We start from the raw sequence: 14,762 nt of genomic DNA, 5'->3' as shown, positions 1-14,762 counted from the left end.
CGAATTCTTTGATTATTCAGGCAATTACTTACTTTTGTACAGTGGTAATCTTATTTATCCGGTAAATTAAAACAACCAAAGCAGTGGATCACGAGAGAAACCAACGGAGATTTGAGAGCGTGTATTCGAGGAAAATCCGCGCGGGTAAGAGAAGGACGTACTTTTTTGACGTTCGCAAAACGAAGGGTGAAGATTTCTATTTGACACTTACCGAAAGCACTCGTAAATTCAATGGTGATGGCTATGAGCGCCACAAAATTTTCTTGTACAAAGAAGATTTCAACCGTTTTATGGATTCCCTACAAGAGGTAGTCGAATACATCAAAACGGAGCTGATGCCAGAATACGACTACGACGAATTTACGCGTCGGCACGAAGAATATGACGCTCAGGATTTTGATGAGCGCGACGACCGTGGAGATGAAGAGTTTGACGATGAGCCAGTTAAAGAACAACGCCCAGCCACTCCGGCTCAGCCTAGTGCAAAAAAACTGGAACCATCCGGCACTCCTTTTAAGGAAGACGATATGGCCTGGTAATACACACAATTGATGTGTTTGGATAAAAAAGGAGGGCATTTGCTGATCAGGCAAATGCTCTCCTTTTTTTTTGCGAAAATTTTAGATTATAGCGAGTGCCCTAATCCTGAATTGAACAACTAGAACTCGTATTCTTGAAAAAACGTAACAATTACCATCCTCAATACCTTTAGCGGTAGATAGCACGAAGGGAATGGGGACTGAATTCGTCATTCGTTTAGTGTAGACTTGTAAACAGCAACAACATTTTGTACTTTTACGTTCAAATAACTGGATGATGATCAAGATTCCATATGGAGAAAGTGACTTTAAAAAGTTAATGCTGGAAGATTATTTCTACCAGGATCGTACCTTTTTCATTGAGCAGCTCGAAAAATGGAATTCCAACTATCCTGTTTTTTTGCGCCCTCGTCGTTTTGGCAAAAGTCTGTTTATTAGCACCTTGCACCACTATTATGGATTGGAGCATAAAGCTGAATTTCAAAATCTTTTTGGCAATTTGTACATTGGGCAGCACCCAACCGAAGCAGCAAATACTTATCTGGTCTTGCGTTTTGAATTTAGCCGCATTGATACCGCAACTCACGAAAGCACTTATCAAGGGTTCTTGACCAATGTCATTTTGGGAGCGCGTACTTTTTTAGGCGCTTATAGTGATTTTTTCAGTGAAGAAGACAAGCAGACCATCTTGACCCAAACGAGCCCCGAAGCAATCGTAAAAACGATTTTCGGCATCACCAAGTCAAATAAAATTCCCCACAAAATCTATCTACTCGTTGATGAATACGACCATTTTGCCAATGAGTTATTGTCTTTTGACCTGGATCGTTTCAAATCCGATGTAAGTAGAAACGGGTTTGTGCGCAAATTTTATGAAAGCCTTAAATCAGCAACCGGGGAAGGGATCATCGACCGAATTTTCATCACTGGCGTTTCCCCCATCACCCTGGACTCTTTGACCAGCGGATTCAACATCAGCGACAACATCAGCCTGAATCCCATTTTTCACAACATGATGGGATTTACGCATGAAGAAGTAGAAGCCATTTTGCATCAATCCTCCATTCCGCTTGAGGTAATCCCTGAAATGATGCACGACCTGAAAGAATGGTACAATGGGTATCGGTTTACCAATCAGGTCCATATCCGTCTATTCAACCCGGATATGGTGCTTTATTTCTTGAAAGAGTACAGCATCATGCAAAAATACCCTGAGGTGATGCTGGATACCAACGTGATTTCGGATTACCGGAAAGTACGAAATATTTTTAAAATTGGGGGCGAAGAAGAAGCAAAATTTGAACTCCTGGAAAGCCTGGTTGAAGACGGATACATCGATTTTCCCCTTACGAGATTGTACAATTTAGAAGCAGAGTTTACCCAAGACGATTTTTTAAGCTTGCTTTTTTACATGGGCATGCTCAGTTTTAGGGAGGTCTCCGACATCGGTTGGCGCTTCGAAGTGCCCAATTATGTCATCAAAAAACTCTACTTTGAGTATTTCACGGCCATTTTTTTAGCCAAAACCCGCTTCGCCAAAACCAAAAGGCCGATTGCCCAAACCATTTCAGCGCTCATCAGCCAAGGCAATCCTGAGCCTTTCTTCAAAATTGTAGAATACGTTTTAGCCGAAAACCATTCCAACCGAGATGAATTGTCCTACGGCGAGAAACATTTACAAACCTTGATGATCGGCCTCCTGTTCCCTTACGAATCTTATTACATTCACAGCGAATACGAAAGCAAAAAAGGCTACCCCGATATTTTTCTGGAAAGGATGCCCAACCGTCCCATTAAATACGACATTGTTCTGGAACTGAAATACGTCAAAAAATCAGCCAAAAACACCCTGGAAAAGGTGATCGAGCAAGCTGAAAGTCAATTGGATGAATACATGCGCAGCGAACGTTTTTCGCGCCCCGATGTGCTTGGCTTTTATGTGGTTTTTCTGGGCGGCGAAGTGTATCAATGGAAACAATGGGGAAATAGGGTGTGAAAGTGTGGGTGTGAAAGTTAAATCTCAATGTTCTTAACCAAAAGTTACCATTGGATTTGCTGTTAGCATTTACTCCAATAGTAATTTTACCGTTTTATCAAACCCGCTGGGACCAATTGCGTCAATGCGGATTATCTGGGGAATTTCTACCTCAGCCCAGGTCTGGTCGGGCCTTTGTACCAAAAAAGGGACATTGACCACTTCCAACATCGGCACATCGTTGGGGCTATCACCGATCGCTGCAAAAACCGGGCTTTGAGCATAGTTTTGCCGAAACAATTCCATCATCCAGAGCACCGCTTTCCCCTTATTGACCCGAGCAGACTGCACCGTAAAAAAACGACCGCCCCGACTCAGGGAATAGCCCACGGCTTGGAGTAGATTTTCGACCTCGCGCAGATGTTCTCCAGCCAGAGGCGAAAGCAGGGTTTCGGTGAACCAACGCTCACGAGCACGGATAAGTGCGTCTCCACTCAGGCCAGTTGCTGCGGACAATTCGGCATCCGAAGCAACCTTGTACCCCTTGAGCCCCCCAATCTGTTGCAAAGTAGCACCCAAATTCAGTGCATCAGCATGTGCAAATACAACAATATCGTAACCCGCTTTAGTATGGGCAGTACTGTACCATTTTTCAGGAAAGAACCCATCGGGGATGGCGACTGCACTGCCATTCTCGAAAATAAAGGGGTGTCGCATGCCCAGTTGGCGCTGTAGATAGCTTTGCTCGGCAAAAGTTTTGGATGAACAAAATACCAAGGGCACCGACCGACCGACCAGCAGGCGTAAAGCCCCTTCACTTGCACGGGTGTCGTACGTATGGTGATCGATCAGGGTGCCATCCAGATCACTGAAGAGCACCAATGCCTGGTCGCTTGTAATCGGCAATTGGATCATGAGGGGGAAAAATTACCATGTTCCTGCCAATCAATTTTCCAGGCGGCGGCAGTAAAATTAAGCGATGAGAGCACTGGATATTGCCGAAGTTTAATGGGTTCCTCTTTTTTACTTACAATTTTGAGCCGACTCAATTCATTGGAAATGTCCTTTTTTAAACTCTTCGGGCAAATGGAAGAATGCCAGAGCACGGAAAGAGAGTACTCAATCATTTCCTGAATATGATCATCTCCTTTTGCTGCATCATGAAAGTGTGGATTGCGCGACTCTATTTGAAAGACCTCCACACCATTTTTCATGATTTCGGGGATTGGACTTGGTAAAACTCCACCGAATTTTTCCATCAAACTAACAAAATGGTGCGTTTCTACTGAAAAACCGGTTGAATAATCCAGGGACAAAGCCAAGGGCATTGAAAGGGCATGCTCACCGGCATTACCCGTGCGCAGTACTTCACTTTCGTATCCGGTATAGTGGCTCAAAAACAAGTTCAGGTATTGATTGGTGATGCGCGAAACGCGTCCCCACTTGGTGAAAAAAAGTTCACCATCAACAATTTTAGGCTTACTGTGCCACTGGATGCGCACCATCGAGTAGGGTGACTTGCCCTGAGATAACCCTGCGGAGAAAATGCGCACATACTCAAAAACTGCACCGGGGAAATAATTGTCCGAATCAATAAATCCGACATATTTTTTGCCCGCCAAATGTGCCAGGGCAATGCCCGCCAACATGCCTTCCGCCTTTCCATGGCGGATCAGGCCCTGGTCATCCAGAATTTGGGGATAGCCGCCATCCTTAAAAATCCGGGCCAGTTCTGCAGAACGTTGGTGGGCAATGATGTATTTTTTTTTCGCGTGGCGGCAAAAAGTATCTACCATATTGCGTTCCATGCGGTATCGATCGATTGGTTCGTTTTTACTATTTGAAACCACAATGGGCAAACAATTGTGGGGAATGCCACACAAAACACCTTCCAACAAACGCAAACGCTCGTCTTTTACAGGAATAACAATGGCCAGGTCTTTCTCAATCTCGTACAAACGCTCATAAGGAATCTGCTGGATGACATGAAAGGGACTATCAAACTCTGAATCAGTACCATAACCACCTTCCAATTCATAGATTTTTTGAACCTCATAAAAAAGATTAGCTCCAAAGCGTTCAGCATTGGTAGGAATTTCAAGCCGCATGATGTTTAATTTGGAAAAGTTGAAAAAACAAGCATCAGATCAGAAAGGTGATCTGCTACTTCCCAGCCTTCGGTTACACATTTTTTGTCTCATCAATTCCTGTAATCTCCATTGGACGGTCCTTATAAAACAATGCGCCGAGCATCAGGATGAGCCCAGTCGCTAAGATAACAAAAAACAGCACCCCTTCGTCGAAGGATTCAATGCGCTGCCATTCCGGGATTTTGTAAAACAACAAGATGGTGATCAAACCACGTGGTATGTAAAACAACTCAGGTAATAAGTTGTAACGGTGTACAATCCGTAGGTAAATGAATCTTAAACCTAGCAGCGCAGCAACAATCAAAAGACCGAGTTGCAGCACTTGCATGTTCTGAAAATACGCTAAATCAATGCCATATCCAAAAATCACAAAAAAGAAAGTTCGAATTAAGAAGGAAGATTCAGCAGTTATGGATTTTAAAAAGTGAACTTCATTGTTGACACTTTCATCCGAGAAAAAGCGCTTAAGGGGTTTCCATTTAATCAATTCCCAGTTGTTGAAAACCAAACCAAACATCATAATGGTGATGAGTGCAGGTAAATGCAATATTTTTCCGCCCACATAAATGGCAATCAAAACAGCAAAGGATAGAAAAAATTTGATGCCTACCCGGTTTTGTACCAAAAGCCAGACCATGCCGAAGCAAACGATGACCGATAAAACCAGCGCTACCACAATACTTCCTGCAAACCAAAGAACCTCCCCACCTCCAATGTGATGCCCCGCTGTAAAAAAATTAAAAACCATGATTCCAATAATGTCAGAAAAAGAAGCTTCATAAATCAGGAACTCCTTTTTTCATGACTCAAATGGTGCACACTGGGCAGCACCACTGCGCTGCTTACTATACTTAAAGGTATGGCATACACCAAACAGTAGATTGGCGGAGTTTCGGGCAACCACCAGTACAAAATTCCTGCTACACCAATTGATGAAACGATAAAAATAACCAATGCGGACAGAAATGAACGGCCAATCAACGGCAATCGATCCCGAGTAACTTCCAGGTCTAGCCCGGCTTCCAACACGATCATGATCAGTCCTACCGTGCCGAGTAGTTCAACCAACATCGGGGGAATTTCAAAATTTAGCCCCATTGAGTCAGATACATACCGCAAAAAAATACCTGTTCCCAACAACAGTAAAACGGAGGGAATCCGGGTAAGCCTGTTAACGATGGAGAACATGTACGAGAGGATGACCAGCCCACAAACCGCAAAAAGTAAAGTATATGTAGAGATGTTTTCCATGTGGTAAAGATAACAGATCAGAAATTTGGTTAAGACTTTGCCAATTATGCGGGTATTGCGACTGAAAATCTAATTCGTCAACTTAGCCATTTGAAAAACCAGAAATGCCGTTTGAACAGGCAAAATTATCCTGAATCCTGCCTGTTCAACTTTTTTTTAATAACTCCCCAAATACCTCCTCAAAAACCACTCCAATGCAATGAGCAACAACAATATCGCAAACAACCAACGGATGTTGATCAAGGATTTGGTGGTTGCATTTTCATAAATGACTGGTTTGACCGTACCGACCGCTTTGATCATGGCCGGAATGTCATTCATTTCCGCAGGGCTCACCATCTTACCCCCGTATTGCTGACTCAGCAAACGCAAGAGGCGATGATCTGCGGTAGTTTCGTACTGTTCCAACTGGATTGGCTGTACACTAAACTGTCCATTGTAGCTCAATTGTTCGCCACCGCTGTTGACTTTTCCCTCAAATTTGTAATTCCCCACGGGAAGCGTACCTGCATTGAGGCTATAGGCCTTGCCCGATTTATTAAAGGTATAAGTATAATCCTTGCCCTTTTCGCTGGTGATGACCAGGCGTACATCCGGCTCGTTGATCAACTCGTAACTTTTGTTGTACAGTTCAGCATCAAAAAACACCTGCTCATTTTCGCGGTAGATGTTTTTGGACACATTGACACGGAATTTACGCTTATCTTCTTTTACCCCCAGGTATTGAGTCACTTTGCTCACCCAATCGTCGAACAACTCGTGGTTGTCCACATTGAGGAAGTTAAACAAACGCCAGCGCCAGATGCCTTCCGCCAAAAGGGCTCCAGTGCGCGCACCATTCTGCTCACCAAAAACAAACAAGGGGTATTGCGTATCGATCTTGCGGATGCGCTGGTACATCATTACCTGCGCGGAACCGCCTACCTTGAATTCCCCAAAAGGTGCCTGGATCGGAGGATAATTAGCGAACTCGGTTTTGAGTTTGTCATCCAACAAAAACAAAGCGAAGTTTCCGGCAAAACGCCCTTGTACGTCGTTGGTATTGCGGCCATCGGTTTGAACGGTAACTAGATTTTGCACCCGGTTGAACTGACCATAATCCGTTTGAGCACCCGTGATGAACAAACGGGGAATTCGTTCCCGGTCCAAAGTGGCCAATACGCCCGAAGCATCTACTCCTTTGCCGGGCAATTGATGCAGCACAACGTAGTCATAAGTGGCTACATTGCCTTTGAAATCCCGGAAATCGGCTACTTCAACCTGGTAATTTTTATTGGCAGAAATACTTTGGCGGATGGCAGAGATATCGGGGTGGGGCGAATGAGCCAGGAGCAGAATTTTTTGCCGGGCGTCTAAAACATCCACAAAAATATCCTGGCTGTTGTTGTTGCTGGAAGCTTCCCCCAGAACCTTGTTGACCACAATTCTGTAGCGCTGCACCCCGGCCTGATCGGCATTGAGGATGATCTCTTTAGTGGAAAAATAATCTTTTCGATCGATGTTCAAGGGTTGGGAGGACACCAGCTGCGTTTTGCCGCCATCTACTTTGTACACCGAAAGGGAGGTGGTATTCCCTGCACAATTCACGGCTGAAATGTCGACCAAAACGCTGAACTGATCCCCGAGATAAACTATTTTATTGTGAAAAACCCGCTTTAACACGAGGTCTTTTTTGGGGGTTGTATCGCCCAAGGCTACAGTAAATACAGGTACTGCGGCTTTTTCACCCAAATACAAAGGATTATTGCCTTCGTTGTAAATGCCATCGGAGGCCAGAACAATGGCCCCTAAGTTGTCACCGCCGTATAGGTCATAGGTATTGGAAAACAGATCGGCCAGATTGCTAATTTTATCTTCGTATTGGTCAGGCAAACCTTCCCGTACTGAACTACCAAAAGCAAAGGGCTTTACTTCATAGTCATTGCCCAAATCGCGTTGCAGGCGTTCGAGTTTTTGTTGGTATTCTTCTTTGGTTTTTCCAATTGCATTGCCTACAGATTCTGAAGCGTCTTGTGCCAGGACCACAATGGGTTTGCGCGTGTCAATTTGTTTGTAGCGCAACAGCGGCGACAACAAAAAAAACGCCAGAAAACTTGCCCCCAAAAAGCGCAATCCGCTCATCAACCAACGCAACCAGGGGGCTTGATCTTTGAAACTATTATCGCGATAATACAAGAGTAGCGCATAGCCCAGTCCTAGCAACAAGCAAAAGAGTATAAACCAGGCAGGGTAAGAAAAAGTCAGACGATCCATAATTGTACCTAAATTGTCGGGTTATCTAGCGTGAAGTCAGCAAATATAAACGATTTTGCGCTCTCTATAGTTGCAAGAGAAAATTTATTGTCGTCAAGCAACCCAAAAGACAGTAAATTCGTTTTGTAATAAATTCGTTTTTTAATACGAACTTAAATGAATTTGGTGATGATCAAAAAATGCTTGCTTGTTTTGGGGCTTATTGGAGCAACCCTTGGCCCTCTAAAGGCCGCTTATATGTTATTGCCCATGGAGCCTGACAAGCAGAAAGACCACTTGAAGGCGTATGGCATTACTTATTGGGTGCTGAACAATGGGGTGGAGGCCTGGTGGCTACTGAATTACCGGGGAGGGAGTTTTGCCTTCCAACACAACAAAGCTTTTGAGAAGGAATGCCTCACCCGGGGAGTTTCTTTTGAGATCGTCCCCGATGCCCAGTTTAACGGTATCCTTAATCAAATCGCTGACCCAGAGACCAATATGGAGGCCATGAAGTTGGAAAAGGCTCCCAAAATTGCTGTCTATACCCCCGATGTCGACTCCAAGGGCCAGCGCATCCAACCCTGGGATGACGCAGTGACGCTTGTGCTCACCTATGCCGAAATCCCCTACGATGTGATTTACGACCGGGAGGTAATGGCCGATAAATTGGCCCAGTACGATTGGCTCCACTTGCACCACGAAGACTTTACGGGGCAATACGGGCGTTTTTACCGCTCCTTCAGTTCCTATGCCTGGTACCGGGAAAACCAACGAAGGTCCGAAGAACTGGCCCGTAGTTTGGGCTTCAACAAAGTATCAGAGTCAAAACTAGCAGTAGTCAAAAAGATCCGCGAATTTGTTGGTGGTGGTGGTTTTATGTTCGCCATGTGTTCTGCAACAGATACCTATGATATTGCCCTCGCTGCCGATGGTATCGACATCTGTGCCGATATTTACGATGGTGACGGAGCGGACCCCAATGCCCAGTCCAAGTTGAACTTTAGCAATACCTTTGCCTTCAAAAATTTCACCCTGGTGCGGAACCCACTGGAGTACGAATTTTCCAACATCGATGTCGGGCAGGCACCCGGTCGGGATGTACCCACCGACCAGGACTATTTTAGCCTGTTTGATTTTTCGGCCAAATGGGACCCTGTGCCCACCATGTTGACCCAATGCCATACCCGCACCGTCAAAGGTTTTATGGGCCAAACCACCGCGTTCAGAAAACAATACCTGAAAACGAATGTACTCATCTTGGGTGAAAACAAAGCCCACGGTGAAGCGCGCTACATCCATGGCATTTTTGGTAAGGGTTTTTGGACTTTTTATGGCGGTCACGATCCCGAGGATTATCGCCACTTGGTCAACGACCCGGAAACCGACTTGAGCTTGCACCCCAATTCCCCTGGATACCGGTTGATTTTGAACAACATATTGTTTCCAGCAGCGAAGAAAAAGGAGCGGAAAACCTAATAAAATTGAGGAGTTTAGGCTACCGCAAGTGATTTTGACAAAGTCCTTGTCTAAGTCGCTCGCGGTAGCCTCAATTCCTCAGCTTTCCCCCCAATATTGTTCTCTATTTGTACGCACCCTTCAAAATAGAGTAGAAATGATTAAGAAATACATCCTTTTCCTGCTGTTGATAGGAGTGAGTCTTGGCCCACTCAAAGCTGCTTACATCCTGCTTCCGATGGAGCACGACAAACAGAAAGACCATCTGAAAGCCTACGGGGTCACCTACTGGGTGCTGAATAAAGGTGTCGAGGCCTGGTGGTTGCTCAATTACCGGGGAGGAAGTTTTGCCTTTGAACACAACAAGGCTTTTGAAAAGGAATGCCTCACCAGGGGGGTATCTTTCGAAATTGTTCCCGACGCTCAATTCAATGTGATCCTCAATCAAATTGCCGATCCAGCGGCCAACATGGAGGCCATGAAATTGGAAAAGGCGCCCAAAATTGCGGTTTATTCCCCCGAAGTGGATGCTACGACCGGCAAAAGTATTCAGCCCTGGGATGATGCAGTAACACTGGTGCTTACCTACGCGGAAATTCCTTTTGATATGTTGTATGACCGGGAGGTGGTGGGTGATAAATTGGCCCAATATGACTGGCTGCACCTGCATCACGAAGATTTTACCGGGCAGCATGGCCGCAACCATCGGGGGTATCGCTCCAATACTTGGTACGAAGAAAGCAAACAGAGATCGGAAGAATTGGCACGCAGCCTGGGTTTTAATAAAGTATCCGAATGTAAACTAGCAGTGGTGAAAAAAATTCGTGACTTTGTCGGTGGCGGCGGCTTTATGTTTGCCATGTGCTCGGCTACCGATACTTACGACATTGCCCTCGCTGCCGAAGGGGTAGACATTTGTGCTGAAATTTACGATGGGGACCCCGAAGACCCTCAGGCCCAGACCAAGATCGATTTTTCAAAAACCTTTGCCTTTAAAAATTTCACTTTGGCCAATAGCCCCTTCGAGCGAGCATTTTCGAATATCGACGTGGGGCGTATGCGGAACGTTTCCCCCGATCAGGACTATTTCAGCCTTTTTGATTTTTCGGCCAAATGGGACCCTGTCCCTAGCATCCTTACCCAATGTCATACCCGGACAGTTAAGGGGTTTATGGGCCAAACTACGGCATTTAGAAAACCATACCTGAAAAACAATGTGCTCATCCTGGGCGAAAACAAAGTCCTCAACGAAGCGCGTTACATCCACGGCATTTTTGGCAAAGGGTTTTGGACCTTTTATGGTGGCCATGATCCCGAAGATTACCGGCACCGCATCGAAGACCCGGAAACTGACCTCAGTTTGCACCCCAATTCCCCGGGATACCGCCTGATTTTGAACAATATTCTGTTCCCGGCGGCGAAGAAAAAAGAAAGAAAAACCTAGTAAAGTTGAGAAGGTTGAGGGAGGTTGAGAAGGTTTAGGCTGCCGCGAGCAATTTTGAAAATGTTCTTGTCTAAGTCGCTCGCGGTAGCCTCAACCTTCTCAACCTTCTCAACCTTTTCAACTCCTTAACATCTCAACTACAAAACAATGACATCTGGCTTTATGCGCATTTTACTTGCACTCCTCCTCCTGGTCGGTGCCTTTTTTGCCGGCGCAGCTTGGAGGAACAAAGACAACAATGAAGAATCTGCCACCGAAGTTGTGGCCAGAGACAAAAAGGGGCACAGCTCCTTGCCTACTCGGGTTGCAACAGTACGGGAGGGCATGACCCCTGAAGAATCACACACCATTGATCTGTTCGAAAAAGCGGCACCCAGTGTATGCTACATCACCACTTCAGTGGTACGTCGGGACTTCTGGACCCGCAACGTGATGGAAATTCCACAGGGCTCTGGCTCTGGCTTCGTATGGGATCGCAATGGACACATCATTACCAACTATCACGTGATCCAGGGAGCCTCAAAAGCTCAGGTAACCTTGGGCGACCGCAGTACCTGGGATGCAGAACTGGTGGGCTCTGCACCTGAGAAGGACCTTGCTGTTCTAAAAATCAAAGCGCCTAACAGTAAAATGGTCCCCATCCCGGTGGGCACTTCGGAAGATTTGCGCGTCGGGCAATCGGTATATGCGATTGGCAATCCCTTTGGTTTGGACCAAACCTTGACCACCGGGATTGTCAGTGCCCTGGGGCGGGAAATCCAAACGGAAAGTGGCTTCCCCGTGCGGGATGCCATTCAAACCGATGCTGCCATCAATCCGGGTAACTCTGGTGGGCCTTTGTTGGATTCTTCGGGCCGACTCATAGGGGTAAACACCGCCATTTACAGCCCTTCGGGTGCCTCCGCAGGGATTGGCTTTTCCATTCCTGTAGCAGTAGTGCGTTGGGCGGTACCAGAATTGATCAAGTTCGGCAAAATTATGCGCCCTACCATTGGGGTAGAGCTACTAGAAACTTCTGACATCAAGCGGAATCAATTGGAAGGCCCTCTGGTTATGGACGTGGTTAAAGGTGGCCCCGCGGCCAGTGCTGGTTTGCGCCCAACCCGTAGAGATGAATATGGCCGCATCGTTTTGGGCGATATCATTATGGCCCTGAACAACAAACGGATTGCTACCAAAGAAGAACTCATCCTGGAGTTGGAGAACTATCAAGCTGGGGATGAGGTGACGCTTACCTTGCTGCGGGATCAGCGGGAAGTGAAGGTAAAAGTGCGTTTGGCTGCTTCGAAGTAACCCAAAGAAGTATTCAAAGCGGCATTTTTTAACAACAAAGGAAAAAAATGCCGCTTTAGCTCTGTTAAAAATTAGTGATGAATCCTCGTTCTTTCAAACTACCATCGTGTCTTCAAGGTGAAACCTTCTCCTTAATCCAACCCTCATAAATCGCCCGCTGTAATTTCCCGGACTTTTAAAAAGACAGGCCAGTCACCCCTGACTAGAACCCTGTGGTAACTCCTACAACCAAATTTAATATTCCTGAACGTCAACTAATTCATTTTCCAATAATTCTGCTATCTTAAATGCTGGTTTGAACAAACCCTAAAACATGGTCAATATGTGTAGCCCAATGAACCGAATGAAATCTGATTGCGCATCTATTTTACATCCATGACCAACAGCCTATGAGACTGCTTTTCCTTGCCTTTGGATTGACCCTTTTGACAATGGGGTCTTTGTCGGCACAAAATGCCCGAATGGAAATTTGCAACAATGCTATCGATGACGATGGAGACGGATTCATCGATCTCAATGATACCACCGATTGTAAATGCAAGGTGATCGAACCTATTTCCCTGATTCCTAACCCTTCCTTTGAAGAATACACCTGCTGCCCTCAGGATCGTTCTCAACTCAACTGCGCGGTTACCTGGATTCAGGCTTCGGAAGCTACCACCGATTACATTCACACCTGTGGCTGGATTGGCAGACCCAATCTTCCTGCTCCTACTCCTTTCCCCGATGGAGAGGCCATTGTTGGATTTCGCAATGGCACTTTTGGGCAACAAAACTCAAACCCACAATGGAAGGAATACACCGGAGCTTGTTTGTTGGGCCCACTCAAGGCCAATACTGCATACCGCTTTAAATTTTGGATTGGTTTTACACATGCGGTCAATTCCCCTCCAATGGATGTGGTGTTTTACGGTACCCCGGATTGTAAGTATCTGCCTTTTGGCAAAGGCAATGAACGGTATGGTTGCCCGATGAATGGCCCCGGTTGGGTAGAATTAGGCCGAGTATCTGTCGGTGGGGTTAATGAATGGAAACAATATGAAATTAACGTCACGCCTAAAGAAGACATTAAAGCCATTGCCATTGGGCCCGATTGTACGGAAATCAGCTGGACCACCGATACTTATTACTTTTTTGACAACCTCATTCTGGACGAGCGCATCAATTTTGAATACGTCATCACACCCCAAAACCACCCTTGTGGTGAAAAACACATCCTTAGCGTGCCTACCATCAATGGTTATTCTTATCAATGGTACAAGGAAGGGATCGCGTTGCTTGGGGAAACTGAACCAGAGTTGCTGGTAACCAAAGGTGAAGGTGCCTATCAAGTACGGATTGAATCCTCTAATGATTGCCGTATCACTGCGGTGTATCACCACGAAATTCCTGTGGACGAAACTGCAGTGACGCACAAAATTTGCCCGGGAGCTTCTTTTCGTTTCAAAAACAGCAACATCAGCAGGCAGGGTGTATATGTGGAAACCTTTAAATCCATTTATAATTGTGATAGTATTGTTACACTAACCCTGAATCTGGAAGACGATTTGATCGATTCGGTGCAAACCCGGATTCTTGAAGGGGATTTTGTGTCTGTTGGAGGCATCCACCAAATTCGCACTCCGGGACGCTATGCCCTAAAAATTACTTCTACCTTGGGGTGTGATAGCACCGTTTACCTCGATGTTGATTACCTTAAAGTGTATATGCCTACCGCTTTCTCTCCCAACGATGATGGGGTGAATGATACTTTTGGGCTTTTTGCCAATTCTTCCGAACTCACCATTGTTTCTCTAAGGGTATTTGACCGTTGGGGCGAACAAGTATTCAGCGCCAAAGATTTATCATCCGAAGAATCAACCACTCATTGGGATGGCACCTCCCGGGGCAAACCTGCACCTGAAGGTTTATACGTTTATGTGGTCAATGTAGTGTTAAAAAATGGCCGGGAACAAACCCGTTACGGGGAAGTGCAGTTGGTGCGATAAAAAAGTTTATAATGGTTTTTTAAATTGAAAAAATGTTTATTTTTGTATTGAAAAATACGAAGTACACTTCTATTGTACACCTTATGGGGAAAAATGAACCCAAAACACATTTTTACGCCCACTTTTTCCCACGGACAACTAATCCCAGAATACCTCGATGTGTAATCAAAAAAAGAATTTTGTAATTGTAGTAGTGATATTGTAAGTTTTGAAAAAGGGAAGTGGGAAAAAAGTTGGAAAATTTGCGTAAAAAAGTGGGTAAAAGTGGAAATTTGTGGAAAATGTCCTTAATTTTGGACACACAAACCTTCTAAAGGTGTATCCATGCGTAAACTATTGGGCGAATTCGAATGCAAGATCGACGAAAAAGGTCGAATGCGTTTGCCCAGCGGGTTGATCAGTCAACTCGGTGAGCGCGAAGCCTACACCTTT

At 45.4% G+C, this 14,762-nt stretch carries 11 protein-coding genes and 1 pseudogene; 7 read left to right on the top strand and 5 right to left on the bottom strand.

Features of this window, described 5'->3' with window-relative positions; translation table 11 throughout:
• Positions 1-83 precede the first annotated feature (83 nt).
• Together SFV55_RS06380 and SFV55_RS06375 are read left to right on the top strand one after the other, a co-directional pair.
• Positions 84-539, top strand: coding sequence for a DUF3276 family protein (locus tag SFV55_RS06380; RefSeq protein WP_320028642.1), 456 nt, complete (start codon positions 84-86; stop codon positions 537-539).
• A 277-nt stretch (positions 540-816) separates the two neighbouring features.
• Positions 817-2,535: an AAA family ATPase gene (locus SFV55_RS06375; protein ID WP_320028641.1), complete on the top strand. Its 1,719-nt coding sequence runs from the start codon at positions 817-819 to the stop codon at positions 2,533-2,535.
• A gap of 69 nt (positions 2,536-2,604) precedes the next feature.
• Here SFV55_RS06375 and SFV55_RS06370 read toward each other — a convergent pair whose 3' ends face one another.
• From SFV55_RS06370 to SFV55_RS06350, 5 genes are all read right to left on the bottom strand, one after another.
• Complete coding sequence (locus SFV55_RS06370; protein WP_320028640.1) at positions 2,605-3,429, bottom strand: HAD-IIB family hydrolase; 825 nt, start codon at positions 3,427-3,429, stop codon at positions 2,605-2,607.
• Positions 3,426-4,622: a mannosyl-3-phosphoglycerate synthase gene (gene mpgS, locus SFV55_RS06365; RefSeq protein WP_320028639.1), complete on the bottom strand. Its 1,197-nt coding sequence runs from the start codon at positions 4,620-4,622 to the stop codon at positions 3,426-3,428. Before mpgS ends, SFV55_RS06370 begins: the two co-directional genes overlap by 4 nt.
• 73 nt (positions 4,623-4,695) lie before the next feature.
• Positions 4,696-5,412, bottom strand: coding sequence for a hypothetical protein (locus SFV55_RS06360; protein ID WP_320028638.1), 717 nt, complete (start codon positions 5,410-5,412; stop codon positions 4,696-4,698).
• Between the two features lie 35 nt (positions 5,413-5,447).
• Positions 5,448-5,915, bottom strand: a complete 468-nt coding sequence (locus SFV55_RS06355; protein WP_320028637.1) for a cation:proton antiporter — start codon at positions 5,913-5,915, stop codon at positions 5,448-5,450.
• 156 nt (positions 5,916-6,071) lie between these two features.
• Positions 6,072-8,168 (bottom strand): hypothetical protein, encoded by a 2,097-nt coding sequence (locus tag SFV55_RS06350; protein ID WP_320028636.1) that lies wholly within the window; start codon positions 8,166-8,168, stop codon positions 6,072-6,074.
• 168 nt (positions 8,169-8,336) lie between these two features.
• Between SFV55_RS06350 and SFV55_RS06345 the strand changes: the two genes are divergently transcribed.
• The 5 genes and pseudogenes from SFV55_RS06345 to SFV55_RS06325 form a co-directional block, all read left to right on the top strand.
• Positions 8,337-9,626 carry an asparagine synthetase B gene (locus tag SFV55_RS06345; RefSeq protein WP_320028635.1) on the top strand — a complete coding sequence of 430 codons (1,290 nt, stop codon included), beginning with the start codon at positions 8,337-8,339 and terminating at the stop codon, positions 9,624-9,626.
• A 136-nt stretch (positions 9,627-9,762) separates the two neighbouring features.
• Entirely contained in the window at positions 9,763-11,049 is a 1,287-nt protein-coding gene (locus SFV55_RS06340; protein ID WP_320028634.1) for an asparagine synthetase B, read from the top strand.
• Positions 11,050-11,196: 147 nt separating this feature from the next.
• The gene (locus SFV55_RS06335; RefSeq protein ID WP_320028633.1) at positions 11,197-12,342 is read left to right on the top strand and encodes a S1C family serine protease; all 1,146 of its coding nucleotides are present in this window, start codon (positions 11,197-11,199) and stop codon (positions 12,340-12,342) included.
• A 389-nt stretch (positions 12,343-12,731) separates the two neighbouring features.
• Positions 12,732-14,330 (top strand): gliding motility-associated C-terminal domain-containing protein, encoded by a 1,599-nt coding sequence (locus SFV55_RS06330; RefSeq protein WP_320028632.1) that lies wholly within the window; start codon positions 12,732-12,734, stop codon positions 14,328-14,330.
• A gap of 324 nt (positions 14,331-14,654) precedes the next feature.
• Positions 14,655-14,762, top strand: a pseudogene (locus SFV55_RS06325) (MraZ N-terminal domain-containing protein); the annotation flags it as partial.

Source organism: Haliscomenobacter sp. (genome assembly GCF_033763495.1).
Lineage (GTDB): Bacteria > Bacteroidota > Bacteroidia > Chitinophagales > Saprospiraceae > Haliscomenobacter.
This window is presented reverse-complemented; position numbering and strand designations above follow the sequence as displayed.

Coding starts and splice junctions, on each gene's coding strand:
- SFV55_RS06330 (WP_320028632.1), top strand. CDS start 12,732: ATGAGACTGCTTTTCCTTGCCTTTGGATTGACCCTTTTGACAATGGGG.
- SFV55_RS06345 (WP_320028635.1), top strand. CDS start 8,337: ATGATCAAAAAATGCTTGCTTGTTTTGGGGCTTATTGGAGCAACCCTT.
- SFV55_RS06370 (WP_320028640.1), bottom strand. CDS start 3,429: ATGATCCAATTGCCGATTACAAGCGACCAGGCATTGGTGCTCTTCAGT.
- SFV55_RS06335 (WP_320028633.1), top strand. CDS start 11,197: ATGACATCTGGCTTTATGCGCATTTTACTTGCACTCCTCCTCCTGGTC.
- SFV55_RS06375 (WP_320028641.1), top strand. CDS start 817: ATGATCAAGATTCCATATGGAGAAAGTGACTTTAAAAAGTTAATGCTG.
- SFV55_RS06360 (WP_320028638.1), bottom strand. CDS start 5,412: ATGGTTTTTAATTTTTTTACAGCGGGGCATCACATTGGAGGTGGGGAG.
- mpgS (WP_320028639.1), bottom strand. CDS start 4,622: ATGCGGCTTGAAATTCCTACCAATGCTGAACGCTTTGGAGCTAATCTT.
- SFV55_RS06350 (WP_320028636.1), bottom strand. CDS start 8,168: ATGGATCGTCTGACTTTTTCTTACCCTGCCTGGTTTATACTCTTTTGC.
- SFV55_RS06355 (WP_320028637.1), bottom strand. CDS start 5,915: ATGGAAAACATCTCTACATATACTTTACTTTTTGCGGTTTGTGGGCTG.
- SFV55_RS06340 (WP_320028634.1), top strand. CDS start 9,763: ATGATTAAGAAATACATCCTTTTCCTGCTGTTGATAGGAGTGAGTCTT.